General features: G+C 47.2%; 15 protein-coding genes. 8 read left to right on the top strand and 7 right to left on the bottom strand.

What is annotated here, in order from left to right; translation table 11 throughout:
- Nucleotides 1-3 precede the first annotated feature (3 nt).
- A complete protein-coding gene (locus F4X88_20835) occupies nt 4-1,263 on the bottom strand; it encodes a ferredoxin family protein (GenBank protein ID MYA58728.1) in 1,260 nt (419 codons plus the stop codon).
- A 222-nt stretch (nt 1,264-1,485) separates the two neighbouring features.
- On the opposite strand from F4X88_20835, the gene truD reads away from it, so the two are divergent.
- Nucleotides 1,486-2,562 (top strand): tRNA pseudouridine(13) synthase TruD, encoded by a 1,077-nt coding sequence (gene truD, locus F4X88_20830; GenBank protein ID MYA58727.1) that lies wholly within the window; start codon nt 1,486-1,488, stop codon nt 2,560-2,562.
- Nucleotides 2,563-2,564: 2 nt separating this feature from the next.
- Here truD and F4X88_20825 read toward each other — a convergent pair whose 3' ends face one another.
- The gene (locus tag F4X88_20825; protein MYA58726.1) at nt 2,565-4,205 is read right to left on the bottom strand and encodes a PEGA domain-containing protein; all 1,641 of its coding nucleotides are present in this window, start codon (nt 4,203-4,205) and stop codon (nt 2,565-2,567) included.
- Between the two features lie 250 nt (nt 4,206-4,455).
- Here F4X88_20825 and F4X88_20820 point away from each other — a divergent pair, with 250 nt between their 5' ends.
- The 4 genes from F4X88_20820 to F4X88_20805 all read left to right on the top strand — a co-directional run bounded on the left by F4X88_20820 (nt 4,456) and on the right by F4X88_20805 (nt 9,766).
- On the top strand, nt 4,456-6,009 hold the full coding sequence (locus F4X88_20820; GenBank protein MYA58725.1) for a TolC family protein: 1,554 nt from the start codon (nt 4,456-4,458) through the stop codon (nt 6,007-6,009).
- 2 nt (nt 6,010-6,011) lie between these two features.
- Nucleotides 6,012-7,988 carry an HlyD family efflux transporter periplasmic adaptor subunit gene (locus F4X88_20815; GenBank protein ID MYA58724.1) on the top strand — a complete coding sequence of 659 codons (1,977 nt, stop codon included), beginning with the start codon at nt 6,012-6,014 and terminating at the stop codon, nt 7,986-7,988.
- Between the two features lie 110 nt (nt 7,989-8,098).
- On the top strand, nt 8,099-8,764 hold the full coding sequence (locus F4X88_20810; protein ID MYA58723.1) for an ABC transporter ATP-binding protein: 666 nt from the start codon (nt 8,099-8,101) through the stop codon (nt 8,762-8,764).
- 33 nt (nt 8,765-8,797) lie between these two features.
- Nucleotides 8,798-9,766, top strand: coding sequence for a beta-ribofuranosylaminobenzene 5'-phosphate synthase (locus F4X88_20805; protein ID MYA58722.1), 969 nt, complete (start codon nt 8,798-8,800; stop codon nt 9,764-9,766).
- A 48-nt stretch (nt 9,767-9,814) separates the two neighbouring features.
- Here F4X88_20805 and F4X88_20800 read toward each other — a convergent pair whose 3' ends face one another.
- The 4 genes from F4X88_20800 to acs form a co-directional block, all read right to left on the bottom strand.
- Nucleotides 9,815-10,426, bottom strand: a complete 612-nt coding sequence (locus F4X88_20800; GenBank protein ID MYA58721.1) for an iron-sulfur cluster assembly accessory protein — start codon at nt 10,424-10,426, stop codon at nt 9,815-9,817.
- Between the two features lie 21 nt (nt 10,427-10,447).
- Complete coding sequence (locus F4X88_20795) at nt 10,448-11,719, bottom strand: sigma-70 family RNA polymerase sigma factor (protein ID MYA58720.1); 1,272 nt, start codon at nt 11,717-11,719, stop codon at nt 10,448-10,450.
- A 273-nt stretch (nt 11,720-11,992) separates the two neighbouring features.
- Nucleotides 11,993-12,487: a hypothetical protein gene (locus F4X88_20790; GenBank protein ID MYA58719.1), complete on the bottom strand. Its 495-nt coding sequence runs from the start codon at nt 12,485-12,487 to the stop codon at nt 11,993-11,995.
- Complete coding sequence (gene acs, locus F4X88_20785; GenBank protein ID MYA58718.1) at nt 12,488-14,431, bottom strand: acetate--CoA ligase; 1,944 nt, start codon at nt 14,429-14,431, stop codon at nt 12,488-12,490.
- A gap of 231 nt (nt 14,432-14,662) precedes the next feature.
- Between acs and F4X88_20780 the strand changes: the two genes are divergently transcribed.
- The 3 genes from F4X88_20780 to F4X88_20770 all read left to right on the top strand — a co-directional run bounded on the left by F4X88_20780 (nt 14,663) and on the right by F4X88_20770 (nt 17,809).
- Nucleotides 14,663-15,001, top strand: a complete 339-nt coding sequence (locus F4X88_20780) for a hypothetical protein (GenBank protein MYA58717.1) — start codon at nt 14,663-14,665, stop codon at nt 14,999-15,001.
- A gap of 334 nt (nt 15,002-15,335) precedes the next feature.
- Complete coding sequence (locus F4X88_20775) at nt 15,336-15,971, top strand: hypothetical protein (protein ID MYA58716.1); 636 nt, start codon at nt 15,336-15,338, stop codon at nt 15,969-15,971.
- Between the two features lie 110 nt (nt 15,972-16,081).
- Nucleotides 16,082-17,809, top strand: coding sequence for a hypothetical protein (locus F4X88_20770; GenBank protein ID MYA58715.1), 1,728 nt, complete (start codon nt 16,082-16,084; stop codon nt 17,807-17,809).
- On the opposite strand, the gene F4X88_20765 is transcribed toward F4X88_20770, so the two are convergent.
- On the bottom strand, nt 17,792-17,988 hold a 197-nt coding region (locus tag F4X88_20765), incomplete at its 5' end, for a hypothetical protein (protein MYA58714.1). The genes F4X88_20770 and F4X88_20765 overlap by 18 nt on opposite strands.

Below are 17,988 nucleotides of genomic sequence, written 5' to 3'. Positions count from 1 at the left end.
TCGCTATCCCTTCAGTTTGGCATAATGCGCCGTTGGTTCAAGTCCGAGGGCTTCACAGGTGCCGCTTTTGGAGACGATAATCGTCAAGACCTTATTCCGATACGTTGCCTGAAAATCTTCCGGCTGCCCTGAGATCGGCATGATGTTTGTGAAACCGTTCGGGAATGAACTGGTGCGACCGACAACATCGGCAAACCTCGGATCCTCCAATTGCGTCTGAACCGTTAAAATACTTTCAGGCGCGGGGGGTTCACCGGGAAGATAGGGTGAACTGAGTTGGACTTCATAGGCGTAATCCGGCATTCTATCAGGGAGTTCATTCTCTTCTTTGGCGACTGAATTCGGGACCCATCTCGGAAATTCGATCTCGACCTCGTAGTGATCCGTCAGTTCTGTAACGCGATTTACCATACCGTAGCGTCTGTAACGCTCGCGTAGGTCGTCAGAATAGATCTCACCATTTGTGAGGACGGATCCGGGGACTGTTTTGCGTTCTTCTTCTCGCTGAACGGTGAGGGCTGAACGCCAACCACTGAGGAGTGGGGTTGCAATGAGGGATGGGAACCATCCATAGAAAGCCGCCCCGTAGCGCGGTTGTTCCACTGCGGAATTGAACTCGTCTTTAAAGCGGTAGATACCTTCAACAATAGCGATGATAATCCCTAAGAAAATCATCAGGTTACCTTCACTCGTAAAAAGGTTCGCACTTTGTCCTTTAAGTCCAACGAAGAAGAGGATCAGCGGATAGAGCGTCAAGTTGATGAGGCTATTGATACCTGTTGATACCGCGGAACTAAAGACAACAGGATTGCCAGCCATCTCCTCAAGCCGTGCTTTGAACTTCGCTGAAAAGGCGCCGAGCAGTGGTTGTGCGAGGAGTGTTAAGACGTTGTAGGGTGCGCGAAGTCTTGCGGATGGGACCTCAGGTATTTGCGCAAATTCTTCTGGGATACCTTGTTGCTTCCCTTGTGCGGTTTTTCCGGTGTCACCAGCACCTTCGTCCGTCGTCTCCGGTTTAACGAAGGTCTCGAAAAATTTACGGTTTATCTCAATAAACGGTTCCCATTCGCTGGGGACATCACTTTGCATGGAGATCGCGTCAACCGGACATGCGGGTTCGCATGCCGCGCAGTCGATACATTCGTCCGGGTTAATGTAAAGTTGATTTTCGCCTTCGGTGGTGTGTATACAATCGACCGGACAGACATCAACGCACGCTGTGTCCATTACATCGACACACGGTTCGCAAATTATGTAAGCCATCATTCCCTCCTTTTTGGTGTTTCACTCTTAAGTATACCACAATTAAGCACGCGTGGCAAGGAAATATTTCCGTTTTTCATGATTTGACAAAGGGATTAACGATGCCTATAATGTAAGGGAGACTAAGGGATATAATAGGAATCACAGGAACAATTAAAATTCATAACATCAAAACTTTCCAATAACAGATGACGAAACTTATCCGCAAGGAATAATTAAAAGATGATTAAGGAACCTGAAGATTTTATCGTTGAGGAACTACCGCTCTACGAACCTGCCCAGACAGGAACGCATACCTTTTTCGCGATTCGGAAACGGAATCTCAGCACCTTGGCGGCGATCAACCGAATTGCACGCGATTTACAGATCCGCAGTCAGCAGTTTGGTTACGCGGGTTTGAAGGATAAGAACGCAGTCACGACGCAAGTGCTATCCGTGGAAGGGGTGTTGCCGGCGCGGGTTTTGAGAATTGAGCACCCCGATATTGAAGTGCTCTGGGCGGAACGGCATCCCCATAAATTACGGGCAGGACACCTTCGGGGCAATCGGTTTCAGATAACCCTCCGCGATATTCCGCACGATGCCCTACCTCGCATCGAATCGACGATGCAGCGGTTAGCAACTGAAGGCGTGCCGAATCGCTTTGGGGCACAACGGTTTGGAAATAAAAACGATTCACACCTGATTGGCAAGGCATTCGTAAAGGCGGATTGGGAGGCAGTGGTGCGTTACATGCTCCCGGATGACGCGCTACAGGTCGATGATACCGCACGCCGTCTGCAACGGGAATTAGCGAAGAAGTCCCCGGAAAAAGCCGTCCTGTGTATTCCACATCGGCTGCGTAAATTGTTTTTGTCGGCGTATCAGGCGTTCCTGTTTAACCGCGTCTTAGAAATGCGAACCCCGTGTTTCGGCACCCTGCTTGATGGAGATATTGCTATAAAACACGAGAACGGTGCCCCTTTTCTCGTCACGGAGGCCACCGTTGAGCAACCCCGCGCAGATGCCTTTGAAATTAGTCCTTCCGGTCCGATTTTCGGATATAAGATGCGTCTGCCAACTGGCGACGTGCTCGCGCTGGAGACATCGCTCCTTTCAGATGACGGGGTTCGATTTGAAGCCTTCCGTAAGGTAGTCGGTATCCGTTTACCGGGGACGCGTAGACCCCTACGGATGCTGATGCAATTGCACGCGGTGTCTGCTGTCGACGATCAAGGGGTCTGTCTCAGTTTTACGCTGCCTGCGGGTGGGTATGCGACAGTCGTATTGGAAGAACTTTTCGCTGAAAACATCTTGTAATTTTAAGATTCCGAGACGGCGCGCTTGGATTTTCGGAACCTAAAAAACGTCCATGCCCCTGATGCCAACAGAACAACCAGCAACACAATCAAGCCGATATTCAAGAGATAGCGTCCACGATTCAGCTGCCAGAGTCGCTGGCTTGCGAGTTTAGCGGCGGGGCTCCCCTTTTCTGCTTTTACTTTCACCTCTTCCCAATACTTTTTGGCAAGCTCGGGCTGACCGTGCTGGTCGGCAAGTTTCGCTGTAACGACGAGGTAGGTAACATCCTGAACGTCTTGTTTCTCTACGGCGTCAGCGAAGGAGCTGAGGAGTAAGACTGTTAAATCGGGGGACATTTGTGGGAAATCGCTTGTGCGTTCAATCCCGTTCTGAAACGCAGTGACAGCCCCTTGATGGTTATGCCTGTCGAACTCAATTTGTGCCACTTCAAACCACGTTCGCTTCACAAGCTGCAGGGGTTGTGCTATATCGGTATAGCCGTCAAATGTGAAAGTTGCCAAACCGTAATTCAGGTCACCCTGTTTCACATAGAGTGCGTAAGTTTCACCGAGACGCAATACATCTGAATTTTTCCATTCATCAAAACGGTAGATCCCATCCGCTTCCACGACTTGTTGATGCGGGGTTTCATCAATCCAAACAACAGCATCGGCAGGTGATTCATCCGAAACGCCTATAACGGTTCCGTGAATAGCAATAGGCTCAAGTGCCCAAGCAACATGGGCGGATTCTCCAAGTTCTAATTGCAGTTCAACGGTTTTAGGCGGCGGAATGACGTATCCCGCTTTCTTCACGGTTACAGTGGAGGTGCCTTGTTGCAGATTTTCTGTGATGAGTTTGGGGGTGCTGCCGACCTCTACATCGTTGATGGAAATATCTGCGCCTTCGGGAAATGTTAGAACCTTAAGCGCAGGACTGAGTTTGAGGAGTGCCATTTCGACATCACCCGTTGGTGCCAGAATTCCGTCTATGAACTCGGGATGGGTTCGCAACAACTCGTAGCTTTCTATAACACTGAGTTGCCGATTGTCGTTTGTATCGGTTGTATCTACAGTAAGCGTATCGTGGAATTGCTGAAGGAGGACTGTTGCGTTTGCTCTTTCTGCCGATTGGATCGAGTTGAGCGCAGCAGTGCCGAGCGTCTCACGGTTGGCATAGTAGGCGTTTAGGTTCCTATCCTCTGTGTAACCATCAATAATAACAACGGTGTCCTTTGTGCCTGTCTCCCTGAACCAGTCGTTGAGGGTGGCATCTTGGATACCTTGTTCATCTCCCGATGTCAGCAGATGCATGGCGTTCATGCCTCTTGGCTTGGTAACCCGCCCGTGATATAGAAAAAACAGAGTATCCTGAACGGTTGTTTGTCTCCCAATTTCCTGAAGCATAGCATGGATCTCTTCAGCGGTAGCACTGTCACCTTCCACATGGTGAATCTGCTCACTCGGTACTTTCCCGCGGGTCGTTAGGAGTTCAATCAGTGTGTTGACGACTTCATGTGCCCGCGCCTCGGGTGTTGCGTCCACAATTAGCCAGTATGTGTTGGAAACAGCCGAGAGTCCGGGTGTAGACACGAAAATAGCCAATGCGACACAAATGGAAATGGGAATAAAAATAATTTTCTGCCTTGACATGTTTTCCATCCAAAGTAGGTATTTTAGCACCTCTAATTTGGTAATAGTTTAACAGGCATTCTGGATAATTGCAAGAAAAAAGAACCTCTTTAGGGGTTAAAATGTCTAAACTTTTATCAAGAAACTGCGTCAAAATGTTATAAACACATTTTTTTGGCGTGCCTTGAAAGTTAAAATTTAAACGTTATAAAATTTTGGAGCCTGTCTTGTCTGAAAACCCACTGTTAGAAATTCCGAGCACGGATTCGCAGCAGAAGGGTTGGGCAAAATTGGAGAGGCTCACAGAGATGCTGCAATTTATAATACGGTTTTGGCGAAACGCATGGGTTGCCAAAACTTCCTGTTAGAAAGTGTTAAAACCGACATCAGGCGTCCCCCGGGAAGCACGCCTACGAATGTTGAAACGGACAAGGAGACGTTAATGATTCACGGGAAAGTTATGTTCATTGTTTTGTCAAAGTTTAAAGAAACACACCGTTCAGGTTTCCGAAGTTTACTCTTAAAATTCATTCTCGCTGTTCAGTTTGCAGTCGTTTTTTCCCTGAGTGCCCAGGGACCTGCCACCGAAGTCGACTTAACCCAGGCTTTGACACTCGAACAATGTATCCAAGTCGGCTTAGAAAAATCAACAAGTATGCGAAATGCGCGCTTGAATCTTGCTATCCAAGAACTTCGGGTAAACACTGCGCGCGCTGACTATTTTCCACGTATTTTTTCAACAGGTGCTTACGATTTTTCTGACCGAATCGACTTCGGATTTGAACCTGAAAACTACAATTTAGGATTGGGTGCACAATACACAATTTGGGACAATGGTCAACGCGAGGGCGGGTTCGCACAGGCAAAAGAATCACTGAACGCCACTGTGAGCCGCAATGAAGGGATCAAACAGAGTCTAATTTTGCAGATCACAGAAGCCTACTATGATGTCCTCCAGTATCAGGCGTTGGTTGAAGTGAGTGAGCAAAATTTGGCGAGAGCACAAGAGAACACGCAACGCACTAAGGATTTTGTAGAGGCAGGTTCACTCATTCCAGCAGATATAGCGACTGCAGAGGTGCGAGAGGGAAATAATAGGTTAACGCTGCTAAATAACCAAAATTTACTTCAAGTCGCAAAAGCCCGGTTACCACGTCTCCTCGGTTTAGACCCGGGTGTGCTCATTACCGTTGCGGCAGATGAGTCGTATCGGTTATATCAGCAACGTGGGACCATTGAAAGAATAGAGATACCTGTCGAGGAAGCTATCCAGATAGCACTTGACAATCGTCCAGAATTTAAAGAAACCGAATCGCAATTGAGATCACAAGAATGGGCGTTAACGCTGGCGAAATTACAACGCTGGCCCCGTCTGAATGCGGATGTTGACTACAACGTTAACCTCGACGATTACCTCCGTGAGCGTGAGAATTTCTCTGACTTCCGCAGTTGGAGCGCAGGTGTCTCACTCAATTTCACGTTTTTTGACGGTGGGATTTTGGGAAACCGCGTCAAAGAGTTAGCGATGCAATTAGAACAAACCCGTGAAAACGCAAGCGACTTAGAACGTTCCGTCGCGTTAGATGTCCGGCAAACGTATCTCAATCTTAAGCGCAGTGAAGCCGCTGTGGATATTTCCAAAACACAGGTTGTAAACGCTCGGCTCAGTTTGGACGTGATTCAAGGACGTTTTGATGTTGACAAAGCCATCTTGCTTGAACTCCTTGATGCCCAAACCAGCTACGCGCAGGCGTTGACGGATGAGGTGAATACGTTCTACGATTACAAAATCACACAAACCCGCTTACAGGATGCAATGGGAGTCTTACAGTAGCCATGAAAAACCGGAAAAAGTGGATTATCATCGGCGTCATTGCCTTAGTTGTCATCGCTGTTGGGGCAATCGGTGCGACTCGGATGGACTTCAGTTTTGGTCAAAGTAAGAAGGAAACTGAGGAAAAACAGGAAATCGTGCGGCGTGGCGAATTTCTCGTTCGGGTGCGTGAGTCTGGAAATCTGCGGTCCTTCCTTGAAGTGGATGTCCGCTCGAACGTTGAAGGTGAAATCGTTGAGATTTTCATCGATGAAGGCGACAAAGTTGAAATAGGGGATCCGTTGCTTCGAATTGATGATGAGCAAATTCTGGAGCAACGGAAACAAGCCGCGGCGAATCGCGATGCTCGAAAAGCCCAACTTCAACAGGCAGAACTCCAAATTCAAATTACCGAAAAACAACAAGAGAGCAGTCTCGCTCAAGCCCACAACTCTGTTGCCGTCGCACAGGCCACCTTAGATTCATTTGTCGCAACAACACAGCAACGGCTGACCGAAGCAGAAACACAGGTCGCAACAACACAGATTGACCTCAACCGCGATCAGATCGGTTTAAAACAGGCTGAGATCGCGTTATCACAGGCAAACTTAATGCTGGATCGGGCGAAAACGAGTGTTGGCTCGGCGAAGGTAGCCCTCAACACAGCGGAGTCCGAGTACAATCGAAATCAAGAACTGTTTAATAAAAAATTAGTTTCAAAACGCACATTAGAGGAATCACAAAATCAACTCGCTGGGGCGACATCGCAATATGAAAACGCACAAAAAGAGGTGGAATCCCAGGAAGAAACCATTAAGTCCCAAGAAGAAAACATCAATGTCCGGAAAGAAGCGATTTCGAGTCGAGAATCCACCCTTGAGCTAAATAAAAAGAATGTTCTGACCCTTAAAGAATCGGAAGAGGCACGGAAAAAGCAATTGGAAGCGGAGTTGGAGAACGCTCGCACACGCCTTCGTCAATTAGAGGAAACGACTGAAGAAGAGAAGGAACTCACCAGACATGCGAAAGTCGGTGCGGCGGCGAGTTTGCTTCAGGCACAAAGCCAACTGGAGTCTCAACAAGAGCGCTACGAATGGACGACAGTCATAGCACCTATAGCTGGCACGGTTACGCGCCTCACCGTCGAAGAGGGTGAAATCATTACTTCGGGGCGTTCCGCTTTTTCCCGTGGCGATGCCATCATGCGCATTGCTGACCTCGATCAGATGATCGTCAGAACCCAGATAAATCAGGTAGAAATCGGCAAAATAAAGGAAGATCAACGCGCTGAAATCAGCGTTGATAGTTATCCTGGACAGGTCTTTCCGGGGCGGGTCAGCGAGATTTCACCGAGTGCGACCCCTCGGGGTACCCAGAATCAGAGCTCTGTCATCACTTTCGAGGTAGATGTAGAGGTTATCGGTTCACCACCCGAACTCCTACCCGGCATGTCTGCGGATGTTGACATCATTGTGTTTGAAGAATCCGATATCCTTCAACTGCCAATACCCGCTGTGCTGAGTCCAAAGGTTTTTACTGTTAAGGCGAAGGTGAATCCCACGGATCTTGGACAATTTCAGGAGAATCAAACACTTAAAATCCGGAATTTGATCGGGAACGAGTTTGATGGACGCATCGGCGAGATTGCGCCAGAGGCAACGCGTGGTAATCTTGAAATCTTACTCGAAGGGTCGCAGAAAGGCTTGAAGAACGGTCCAACTGAGATCTCCATTGTTATCTCTGAACAAAATGTGCTCTCCGATATAGAAGCCGAAGTCAGTAGCGAGCGGCAGTATTTTGTTATGTTAGATACGGGTGAATCCAACAAGGATAACAAAGAGCAAAAAGGTGTCAAAACGCATATTACCATCGGACAACGCAATAACACCCACTTTCAAATCACTGGCGGTTTGAAGGAAGGCGACCGCGTTTTCGTGCCTTCTATGCAAGAACTGACAAAAGGACAAGAAGATCCTCTCGAGGAAGAAGAGGACAAATAAGTCAACCTCAACGTGCTTAATTGTATTTTTTGTGTATTGCTTTACCTTCATAAGATTAAGGAGGAAACGCTGTGTTAATAGATGTACGAGATTTGACGAAAGTCTATCAAATGGGCGATGTGCAGGTACATGCCTTGCGAGGCGTAACCTTCACTGTAACACAAGGCGAATTTATTGCGATTATGGGACCCTCCGGTTCGGGGAAATCAACGATGATGGATATTCTGGGGTGTCTCGCGACACCGACATCGGGTGATTATTTCCTTGAAGGTGAAGAGGTAGGGCGCCTTTCCGATAATCGGCTGGCTGACATTCGGAATAAAAAGATCGGTTTTGTGTTTCAGTCGTTTAACCTGCTGCCCCGAACGAGTGCTCTCAACAATGTCGAATTACCGCTGATTTACTCCGGTTTGGGCAGAAAAGAGCGCAAACGGCGCGCATTTGAATCTTTGGAGGCAGTCGGTTTAGCCGATCGCGTCGATCACAAGTCAACAGAATTGTCTGGTGGCCAAATTCAGCGTGTGGCGATCGCACGGGCTTTAGTCAATAGACCCTCAATGATCTTTGCTGATGAACCGACAGGTAACCTGGATACCCGTTCTGGCACCGAAATTATGGCGATTTTCAACCGTTTGAATGATGAGGGGAATACCATCATCATGGTCACACACGAACCTGAAGTCGCTGAACATGCCAAACGCGTCCTCCACATTCGTGACGGTTTAATCGAGCGAGATGTCAGACGCAATGGGGATAATGGCGAGGATATTGGCTAATCTACGGAAAGTCCGCATCAATCCGACACAACTATGCACCACGTCAAAATTACCACTCCGTCCCGCTTACACTTTTCTCTGCTTGATTTGAACGGTGTGTTGGGACGGGTTGATGGCGGGTTCGGTCTCGCAATTGCTAAGCCCAATTTCCAAATTGTTGCTGAACAGGCAACCGGCATTCATCTCCCCTCTTCTGTATATCGTGATCGGACAGCTGCGGTCCTGAAGCGGCTGCAAGACAACTATCGGTTTCCCGGCATTAAATTAACATTTCACTCTGAAATCCCGATGCACTGTGGATTCGGGTCTGGAACGCAACTTTCTCTGGGTATTGCACAGGCAGTTAATCTGCTATACGACCTTGGGTTAGATGTGCAAGAATTGGCAAAAGTTGTCGGACGCGGTGGCACGTCAGGTATTGGTATTGCGGCATTTCAAACAGGGGGTTTCATTGTTGATGGCGGCCATCGTTTCCCAGAACAGAAGGCATCGTTCCTGCCTTCTTCTGCCCTTGGCGACATTTCTCCTCCCCCGGTCTTACTCCGTTATTCGTTCCCAGAAGTGCCGTTACTCATTGTCATGCCGAACTGTTCTCGGATTTATGGTGACAAAGAGATCGAGTTGTTTCAAACGCTCTGTCCACAACCGGAATGGGTGGCACAGAAACTTTCACACATCCTGTTGATGCAAGTACTCCCTGCCCTGGTCGAAGGAGATATGTCCGCCTTCGGCAAAGCCTTAAATCAAATTCAAACGTTTGGGTGGAAAAAAGTGGAAATTGACGCACAAGGCACCGAACTTCAATTGACGCTTGATTTCTTACGCGAGTGCGGCGCGTTCGGGGCGGGCGTTAGCAGTTGGGGATCGGCAATCTGCGTGGTAGGTGACGATATTGACGGGTTAAAGCGGGACACCGAAACCTTCCTCAAAACACTTCCGGAGGGGGGTTCCTGTTTTGTTACGTATGCAAACAATGTGGGTGCGCGCGTTGTATCGGGTTAAAAACAGAACGGGCGGATGGTAACATCCGCCCGTCATGCATGTCCGTTATTACCTACCTTCGGAATAATACGGGTTATCTCCAGCAGCGTGATCGGTCGTGTCAATCACGTGCTTAATCTCAGGAAAGACCTCTTGAATCATCGCCTCAATACCGTGTTTGAGGGTAACATTTGCCATGCCGCAGCCTTGGCAACCCCCACCCATGTGAATGTAAATAGCATCGTCCTCGACGTTCAGGAGCTCTATCTGCCCACCGTGTGCCGCTACAGCTGGATTAATCCGTTCGTCAATCAGCTTCTGAACCTCTTGTGCTTTTGGATTGTCCCACGTGGGTGTGTTTGGATTTTCAATGTTGAATCCACTCGAATTCAGGTCATCGACATAATCAATCACAGCCCCTTCAAGGTCAGGCGCGCTTTCGGCGTCAACGAGTACATTGAAATGCTCACACGCGATAACAATGTCATCCGCTTGTGCTTCCGTCGCTAAGCCAAGACTATATTGGAAAGCGGTGGCTGTTTTGCCTTGAATACTGATGCGAAGTCCTTCAACTTCAACCTCTTCCGTTTCTATCACCGCCTGAATCTTCTCTTGTGCGGCTTCTGTGACTGTCAGCAAAGGGGTTTCAGTTCCTTTGATCTTCTTCAATAAATTCTTCATAATTGCCTTCCATGCGGGGTGTTATGCGGCTCGATATTGAGATTTTGACCGAAATTCGCCCATCTCATCATAAAGCGCACACAAGCGTTTGATCGCATCTATTTCCAGTTGACGGACGCGTTCGCGGGTAACCTGCAAAGCAACCCCGATTTCTCGGAGTGTCTTCCGTTCTCCGTCCTCAAGTCCGAAGCGCATTCTCAAGACTCTTTGTTCGCGCTCTGGGAGTCTTTTGAGAAATTGGGCGGTCAGGTCCTTATTAATCATTTCTACGATGGGACCGTCTTCTCCACTCGTAATTGGGTCTTCGATTAAGTCGCCTAACGTCGCAGCAGACCGTTCGTCGCTCAGGGGTAAATCCATTGAGATGGTATCAGCATTAAACGTTAGAATTTCTTCGACCTGTTTCACTGTCAAATCTAAAGCGTCTGCGATTTCATCGCGCCGCGGCTCGCGTTGTAGTTCTTGACACAACGTTGCGTAGACAGCATCGAACTTGTTCATTTTTGCGACGACGTAGGAAGGTAATCGAATGGAACGGGAAAAATTGTCAAGCGTCCGCATAATCGCCTGTTTAATCCACCAAATTGCGTACGTGCTGAATTTAAAGCCCTTCTGATAGTCAAACTTGCTGGCTGCTTTAATCAGTCCGATGTTTCCTTCCTGAATCAAATCCTCGAGTGGAACATTGTGACCCTGGTATTTAACTGCGATGGAAATAACGAGCCGTAGGTTGGCTTGGACAAGTTCATCTCTTGCATTCCGCGCTTCGTGCTCGGCAGCCCGAATCCGTTTCGCCAGTGCCTCTTTTCCTTTCTCAGATAATGCGTCGCGTTTCACCAATGCGTCTTGTATTTCGCTTACCAGTGCTTTTCTTGCCTCGCTCCTGCCAGCTTCAATTTGTTCTGCCAGTTGCTCTTTCTGCTCACGAGATAATAGGTCTACTTCCACTAAGGCATCTAAGAGTTCGTCTAACGCTTCAGCCTCTGCAGCTTCAATCCGTTCTGCCGGTTGTTCTCTCTTCTCGCGAGATAATAGGTCTACTGCCACTAAGACATCTAAGAGTTCGTCTAATGCTTTAGCCTCTGCAGCTTCAATCCGTTTTGCCAATTGAACTTCTTCCTCACGGGTTAACAGACGGTGACCTGCCACGCTCCGAAGCCAACTCGTTAAAGCACTCTGATCGCTACCTTTATAACTTTCCGAGGGTTCTGTCTCATCTGGTGGATATGTTGCCTCCATGTATGGATCAACACTTTCAATACTTGCTGTTTCACCGAAATACTCGGCTTCCATCTTTCTCCTCTCCTTATTATAGAATTTTGATAAAACAAAAATTAATGATACATTATGTTAAAACGTTTTGTCAAGTAAAATGTTTAAAAAAAAGCGAAATTTCACGAAAAAACCGATATAATATGGAATTCTAACATACATTTTAGAAAAAAACAACAATAAATGTAGCCTTTTTGACGTTATCGTGTCTCTATTTTAATCCCAGAACCCTTATCCATAGAAGTTTATGCGACTACGACACTTTGGGGCGACCCACACTCTGGACACACCCCATTATGTTGCATGTCCGATCAAAAGCACGGCTGTGGGTAGCGAAGTCTCTGTTGCCTGTTCAAACGCGCTCGCAATGCGGGGAACATCCGAGTCGGTTTCAAGCATTTCATAAGGGAGGTTCCACGCTTTCAACGTCGGTTCAAGGAAAGTCGCTACAGAATCCACCCATTGTCCATCTTTATCTCGATTGTGATACCCCCGATATCCAATGAATACCACCACTGGCACCTGCATGTTGACAACAGTGCCTCGGATCGCATCGCCTGATTCCAAGAATCCGGTATTTTGGATGATAATAACAGGCTTTTTGCCACCAACGTATAACCCTGATGCAATGGCAAACGCTTCTCCTTCACGGGTGACCGTGATGACTTCAATATCAGGCTCTGCTCGTAAGCGTTCATAAATCAGGGCACTGCCGTTATCTGGAACACCAACAGCGTGCGTGATCTCCTGCTTTTTTAATTCATTTACTATCTTTTCTGCTGAAGCCAATTATCGTCTCCCTTCAACCAAATCATCAACCACTGTCGGATCAGCAAGGGTGGAAGTATCACCGAGGTCAGAGATGTCGCCTTCCGCGATTTTGCGGAGGATCCGCCGCATAATCTTGCCCGATCGCGTCTTTGGCAGTGCCGGGGTAAACTGAATCTTGTCAGGTGTGGCGATAGGTCCGATCTGTTGTCGGACTGCCTGTTTGATCCCCGTTTCTACGGCATCAGATTCAGATTCGCCCGTCATGAGCGTAACATACGCATAGATGCCTTGTCCCTTGATGTCGTGTGGGTAACCGACGACTGCGGCTTCTGCGACTGCCTCGTGTTGTCCGATCGCGCCTTCGACCTCTGCTGTGCCTAATCGGTGTCCAGAGACGTTCAGAACATCGTCCACGCGTCCTGTAATCCAATAATAACCATCTTCATCGCGTAGGACCCCATCGCCTGTCATATAGTAGCCGGGGAACCTGCGGAAATAGGTGTCCAAAAACCGTTCATGGTCGCCGTAGACGGTTCGCATGATACCGGGCCACGCCGTTTTAATGCACAAATAGCCGGTTGCTGGGTTCCCTTCTACTTCGTTACCCTCTTCATCAAGTATCACGGGTTCAATTGCAAAGAATGGGAAGGTCGCCGAGCCGGGTTTCAACGGTGTTGCGGCAGGCAGCGGGGTCATCAAAATCCCACCCGTTTCGGTTTGCCACCATGTATCCACGATGGGGCACCGCTCTTCACCGACGATATTGTAATACCACAGCCACTCCGGTTCTTTGATCGGTTCGCCGACTGTGCCGAGGAGTCTGAGCGTGGATCTGTCATATTTTTCGACCCATGTATCGCCTTCTTTCATCAGCGCCCGCAGTGCTGTCGGGGCAGTGTAGAAGATATTAATGTTATGCTTCTCAACGACCTGCCAAAAGCGTCCGAAGTCGGGATAGTTTGGCACCCCTTCAAACATGACACTGACCGCACGATTGGCGAGTGGACCGTAAATAATGTAAGAATGCCCGGTAATCCAGCCTATATCGGCTGTGCACCAGTAGACATCGCCTTCGTGGTAGTCAAAAACCTGCTGGTGGGTGTAGGAGGTATAGACAAGATAACCGCCCGTTGTATGCAGAACGCCTTTCGGTTGACCCGTCGAGCCGGAGGTGTACAGGATAAAAAGCGGGTCTTCCGCATTCATAACTGCGGGTTCGCAGTCTGTATCGGCGTTCGCCATCGCTTCATGCCACCAAATATCTCGCGAAACATCAAAATCGACGGCATCTCCAGTGCGCTCCACGACGACAACTTTTTCAATAGAGGGACATTCTGCCACCGCGGCATCTGCGTTTGCCTTCATCGGTATATCGCTACGGGGGCCCCGCATTGCGGTGTCCTGCGTAATCAACAGTTTACATTCCGAGTCGTTAATCCTGTCTCGGAGGGATTCCGCTGAAAATGCGCCGAAGACGATAGAATGCACAGCACCAATCCTTGCACACGCTAACATCGCGATTGCCAACTCCGGCACCATCTGCAAATAGATACAGACGCGATCGCCTTTTTCAATACCTTGTGCTTTCAAGACATTGGCAAACTTTTTGACCTCAGCAAGGAGTTCACTGTAGCTGAAGGTTTTATCCTCAGATGGAGCGTTCCCTTCCCAGATAATGGCGGTTGCATCCCCGTGCCCGGCTTCTATATGTCGGTCGAGGCAATTATAGCAAGCGTTCAGTGTGCCGCCTTCGAACCATTTAATCTCAGCATTGATAAAATCGTAATCGCGGACCGTATTCCATTTCTGATACCACGTCAATCGTTCCGCGACCGTTGCCCAAAATGCCTCCGGATATTGAATAGATTCGGCGTATTGTGCGTGATAGGTCTCTAAACTGTTGACGTGCGCATTCTCTATGGGATAGGCAGTTTCTGCTGGTGGAAAAACGTTATTAGCCATTTTATGTTATGATCTCCTCTCCAAATCAATCGGCAGTTGTCAAAACGCATCTGTAAGTTGTATAGGATATATTTTATAGGAAAAGCGTAAGCATGTCAACTACAATTATCTGTGCAATTCCGAAATTGCAAATAGACCTTGCGTTTCCAATAGAAAATGAAGTATAATTATCAATCAACAAACGATCTATCTATCATGGTATAGTGGGTATGGAACGAAGGAGACACGCCGATGAGAGAAATGGGGAACTGGCGCGAGTATCAAATTAAAAGACTTGCTAATGATCGGGAGGCAGCAATTGACTATCTCCAATTGACATTGGAGGAATACCGTGCTGACGGTGATTTGTCTTTTTTCCTGAAGGAACTTCGGATCTTTATAGAATCGCAAGGTGGGGTTTCCGAACTTTCCAAACGAATTGGCATTGATACCGAAACGCTTTCAAATATGCTCTCTAATGAGGATGCTACACAATTATTAGGTACGTTTAGCTCTCTGTTGAACGCGCTTGAGAGTCGTCTGGTGATTGAAGATACACCCGCTAAGCATCTGTCCTCTGTGAAACTGTAGCATAGGCTGTTAGCCTGTGCAAAGTATTGCATGTAGCATAGACTGTTAGTTTTCTGTGCAAAGTATTTCCCAATCCGCGAAAAACCGAAATCCAGAAAACTATCGGCAAAATATTTACACATTCTCACAAACCTAAAAACCCTCTTTCTGAAAACCGACTGCCAAAATATTTACACACCCCAAAATGCCATTTTATCTCTTGTCAATCTGGATTAGTATTTGCCTTACCGGATGTGGTATAATTCGTAAGAGTGGAACTTGTCGGATCAGTTGTGATTTCTCATAGATTTTCGTTCGACTTACATTGACCCTGGTTAGAACAAGGATGTAAGCAATGAGTAAGATTGTAATATGGATTTTAACAAAGGTGCTTTCAGTATTTTCAAAAGAGGTCTTGGAGCGCGTTAAGAACAGACATCAAAACTCAAAGAACGCCTCTCACGACTACAATACCCCCTATAAGAAACGTCACGGTCAGCTCCAAGTCTTTTGCGTTGGAATGGAAGTACAGAGATCGCTTGACGACGTTTATGTAACCGTTCAGTTCCTAGCTAAAAGGAAAGCAACAAAGCATAACTCTACCGAAGATGTTGGAAAGGTATTTCTACAGAAAGGTAGAGAGTATTTCACTTCAACTTCAGATAAACGCCAAGGCGCGATGAGGGTTGCCACTAACGAGCAGTATCTGATGGTGCTCGGAGGTCCCGGTGTCGGGAAATCGACCTTTCTCCGCAAGGTTGGACTTGAGGCGCTGAAAGGAGAGGATGGAAACTTTGAACATCAATGCATTCCCGTTTTTCTTGAACTGAAGAGATTCACCGAGGATTCGATTGATATTGAGGCATGGATTACCGAGGAGTTTAAGGTATGTGGCTATCCCTGTCCTGAGCGGATAGCGAACGCTAAGTTGGAAGCGGGTGAGCTGCTAATACTTTTAGGACTTACGCACTACTTCTTAAAGTCCCCCTGATAAGGGGGATTTAGGGGGTTAAAAAGATGATAAATGCTGCTTTTTTGTGTCCAAATGTCCGATATTTGATCCATTTGCGTAAGTCCTGACTTTTTGATGGTCTTGACGAGGTGCCAAAGCCAAAGGTTAACAACGTCATTAGTAAAATTGGAGATTTCGTCGATCGATATAGCCAAAATCGTTTTATTGCCTCTTGCCGTATAGCGGCATATACGAGCGGGTTTACACGTTTTACTGACGTGGAGATGGCAGATCTTGATGATTCGCAGATTCAGACTTACATCAACAATTGGTTTGCATCAGCGTCCAATCGAAAGATGAAAACTGCCCAACAGTGTTGGCAAGCATTGAATGCCTCAGAGCATCGAGCAATAAAAGAATTAGCACAGAATCCTTTATCACTCGCGCTGTTGTGCCAGGTTTATGAAGACTCACAAGAATTTCCATCGAATGAAGCGATTCTGTATAGAAAAATTCTTAACATTTTTCTCAAAAAGTGGACAGCAGAGAAAGGTGTTCGTAGAGACCCACCAATGAGTCCGTATTTGGCTATCCCGACTGTAAAGGAGCTACTTTCTGAAATTGCAGCAGAGAACTTTAAAGCAGACCGTCTTGTTTTCAATGAGGACGAACTCATCGATCAGATTCAAAACTTCTACCAACGGAGGACAGATACATCCTCAGAATTTGATGCTTCCGGGATCTTAGACGCACTTCTTGTTGATCCAGGGCTTTTCGTTGAAAGGGCTAATGGTATCTACTCTTTCCTCCATTTAACATTTCAGGAGTATTTAACAGCGAATCGCATCGCAGGAGACAAACCTTTAATTGAGGATTTGGTGAGTAAGCATTTATATGATTGGCAGTGGCGAGAAGTCTTCTTATTCACCGCTGGACTGATGAGCAAAACAGACGGTTTGCTTCTGGAAATGGAAGCGGAAGCCGTTGAGTACATCGATACCCCTGAACTCGAAGGACTGCTCCGATGGGCAGAAAAGATTACAGATGGCCCAAATGATCAATACAACAAAATTACCAGACGACTATTTGCCGTCCGCCAATTCATTTCCCTATGGATGCTCAACCAAATTTATGAAGAGATCGACGATATTATCAATGACGATCCAGACTATGATGACCCAGACTATGACGACTTAGAACTTGATCGGAGTAGCGACCAAGACTTTGCATTCTACCATTATCTTGACCTGGGCCAAGATTTATACCAAGAACTCGACCAAGACCTCTACCAAGGTATCGACCGAAACTTCTCACCCACACAAAACCTCTACCGGGGACTCAACCGATACCGAGATCTTTACCTTGACCTCTGCTGGAAGTCCGATATCGAAAAAGATCCCTACACAAACCTACATCAAGATATTTACCGATATATGAATTCTAATTCCTATCCTCCTAGATTTTCTAAGTTCGGAGATCAGTTCAGCAGAGAATTGGACAATCGAATAGCGGTTGTTGAGCGTATGGAACAAATGAAAATTTTCAATGGTGTGGATTTACAATGTATGGTTCAGCGGTTTAAGGCACAACGGGAATTCGTCACAGCAGCAGATGAAGGGGAATCTGTTAAACCACCAACGAAATCTATTCACGACACATGGCTTTCGGTTTTGGGTATCACCAACGACATGCTCAATATTTCACACGAGGAGTTAGGTTGCTATGTCATGTATATTGAGGCAATGGAACTTATCTTCGCGTGCAAAGCAGCTGGATGTGTTTCACCTGAAGTATGGCAGGAAATTGAGGAGGGGTTCTCAAGTGCCAGAAGAACAGAAGAAGTTCTTATGTTCAAAAGTTTAAGAGATGTGCTGTGAAACAGATTCCAACCAGTCAATAGCAGTTTGCTCGTCTCTTTCGATCGAGATTTCGACAGCTCGCTTTGCACATTCCAGCAGGTCTTTGGCGCGCTTACGTAAGTTGAAGGATTCGATAACTTTCTTAGGACTTACGCAGTAGCGATTTATATCGCAGAGGATTTCAGTTGTTGACAAAG

The organism is Candidatus Poribacteria bacterium, from assembly GCA_009839745.1.
Taxonomy (GTDB): domain Bacteria; phylum Poribacteria; class WGA-4E; order WGA-4E; family WGA-3G; genus WGA-3G.
This window is presented reverse-complemented; position numbering and strand designations above follow the sequence as displayed.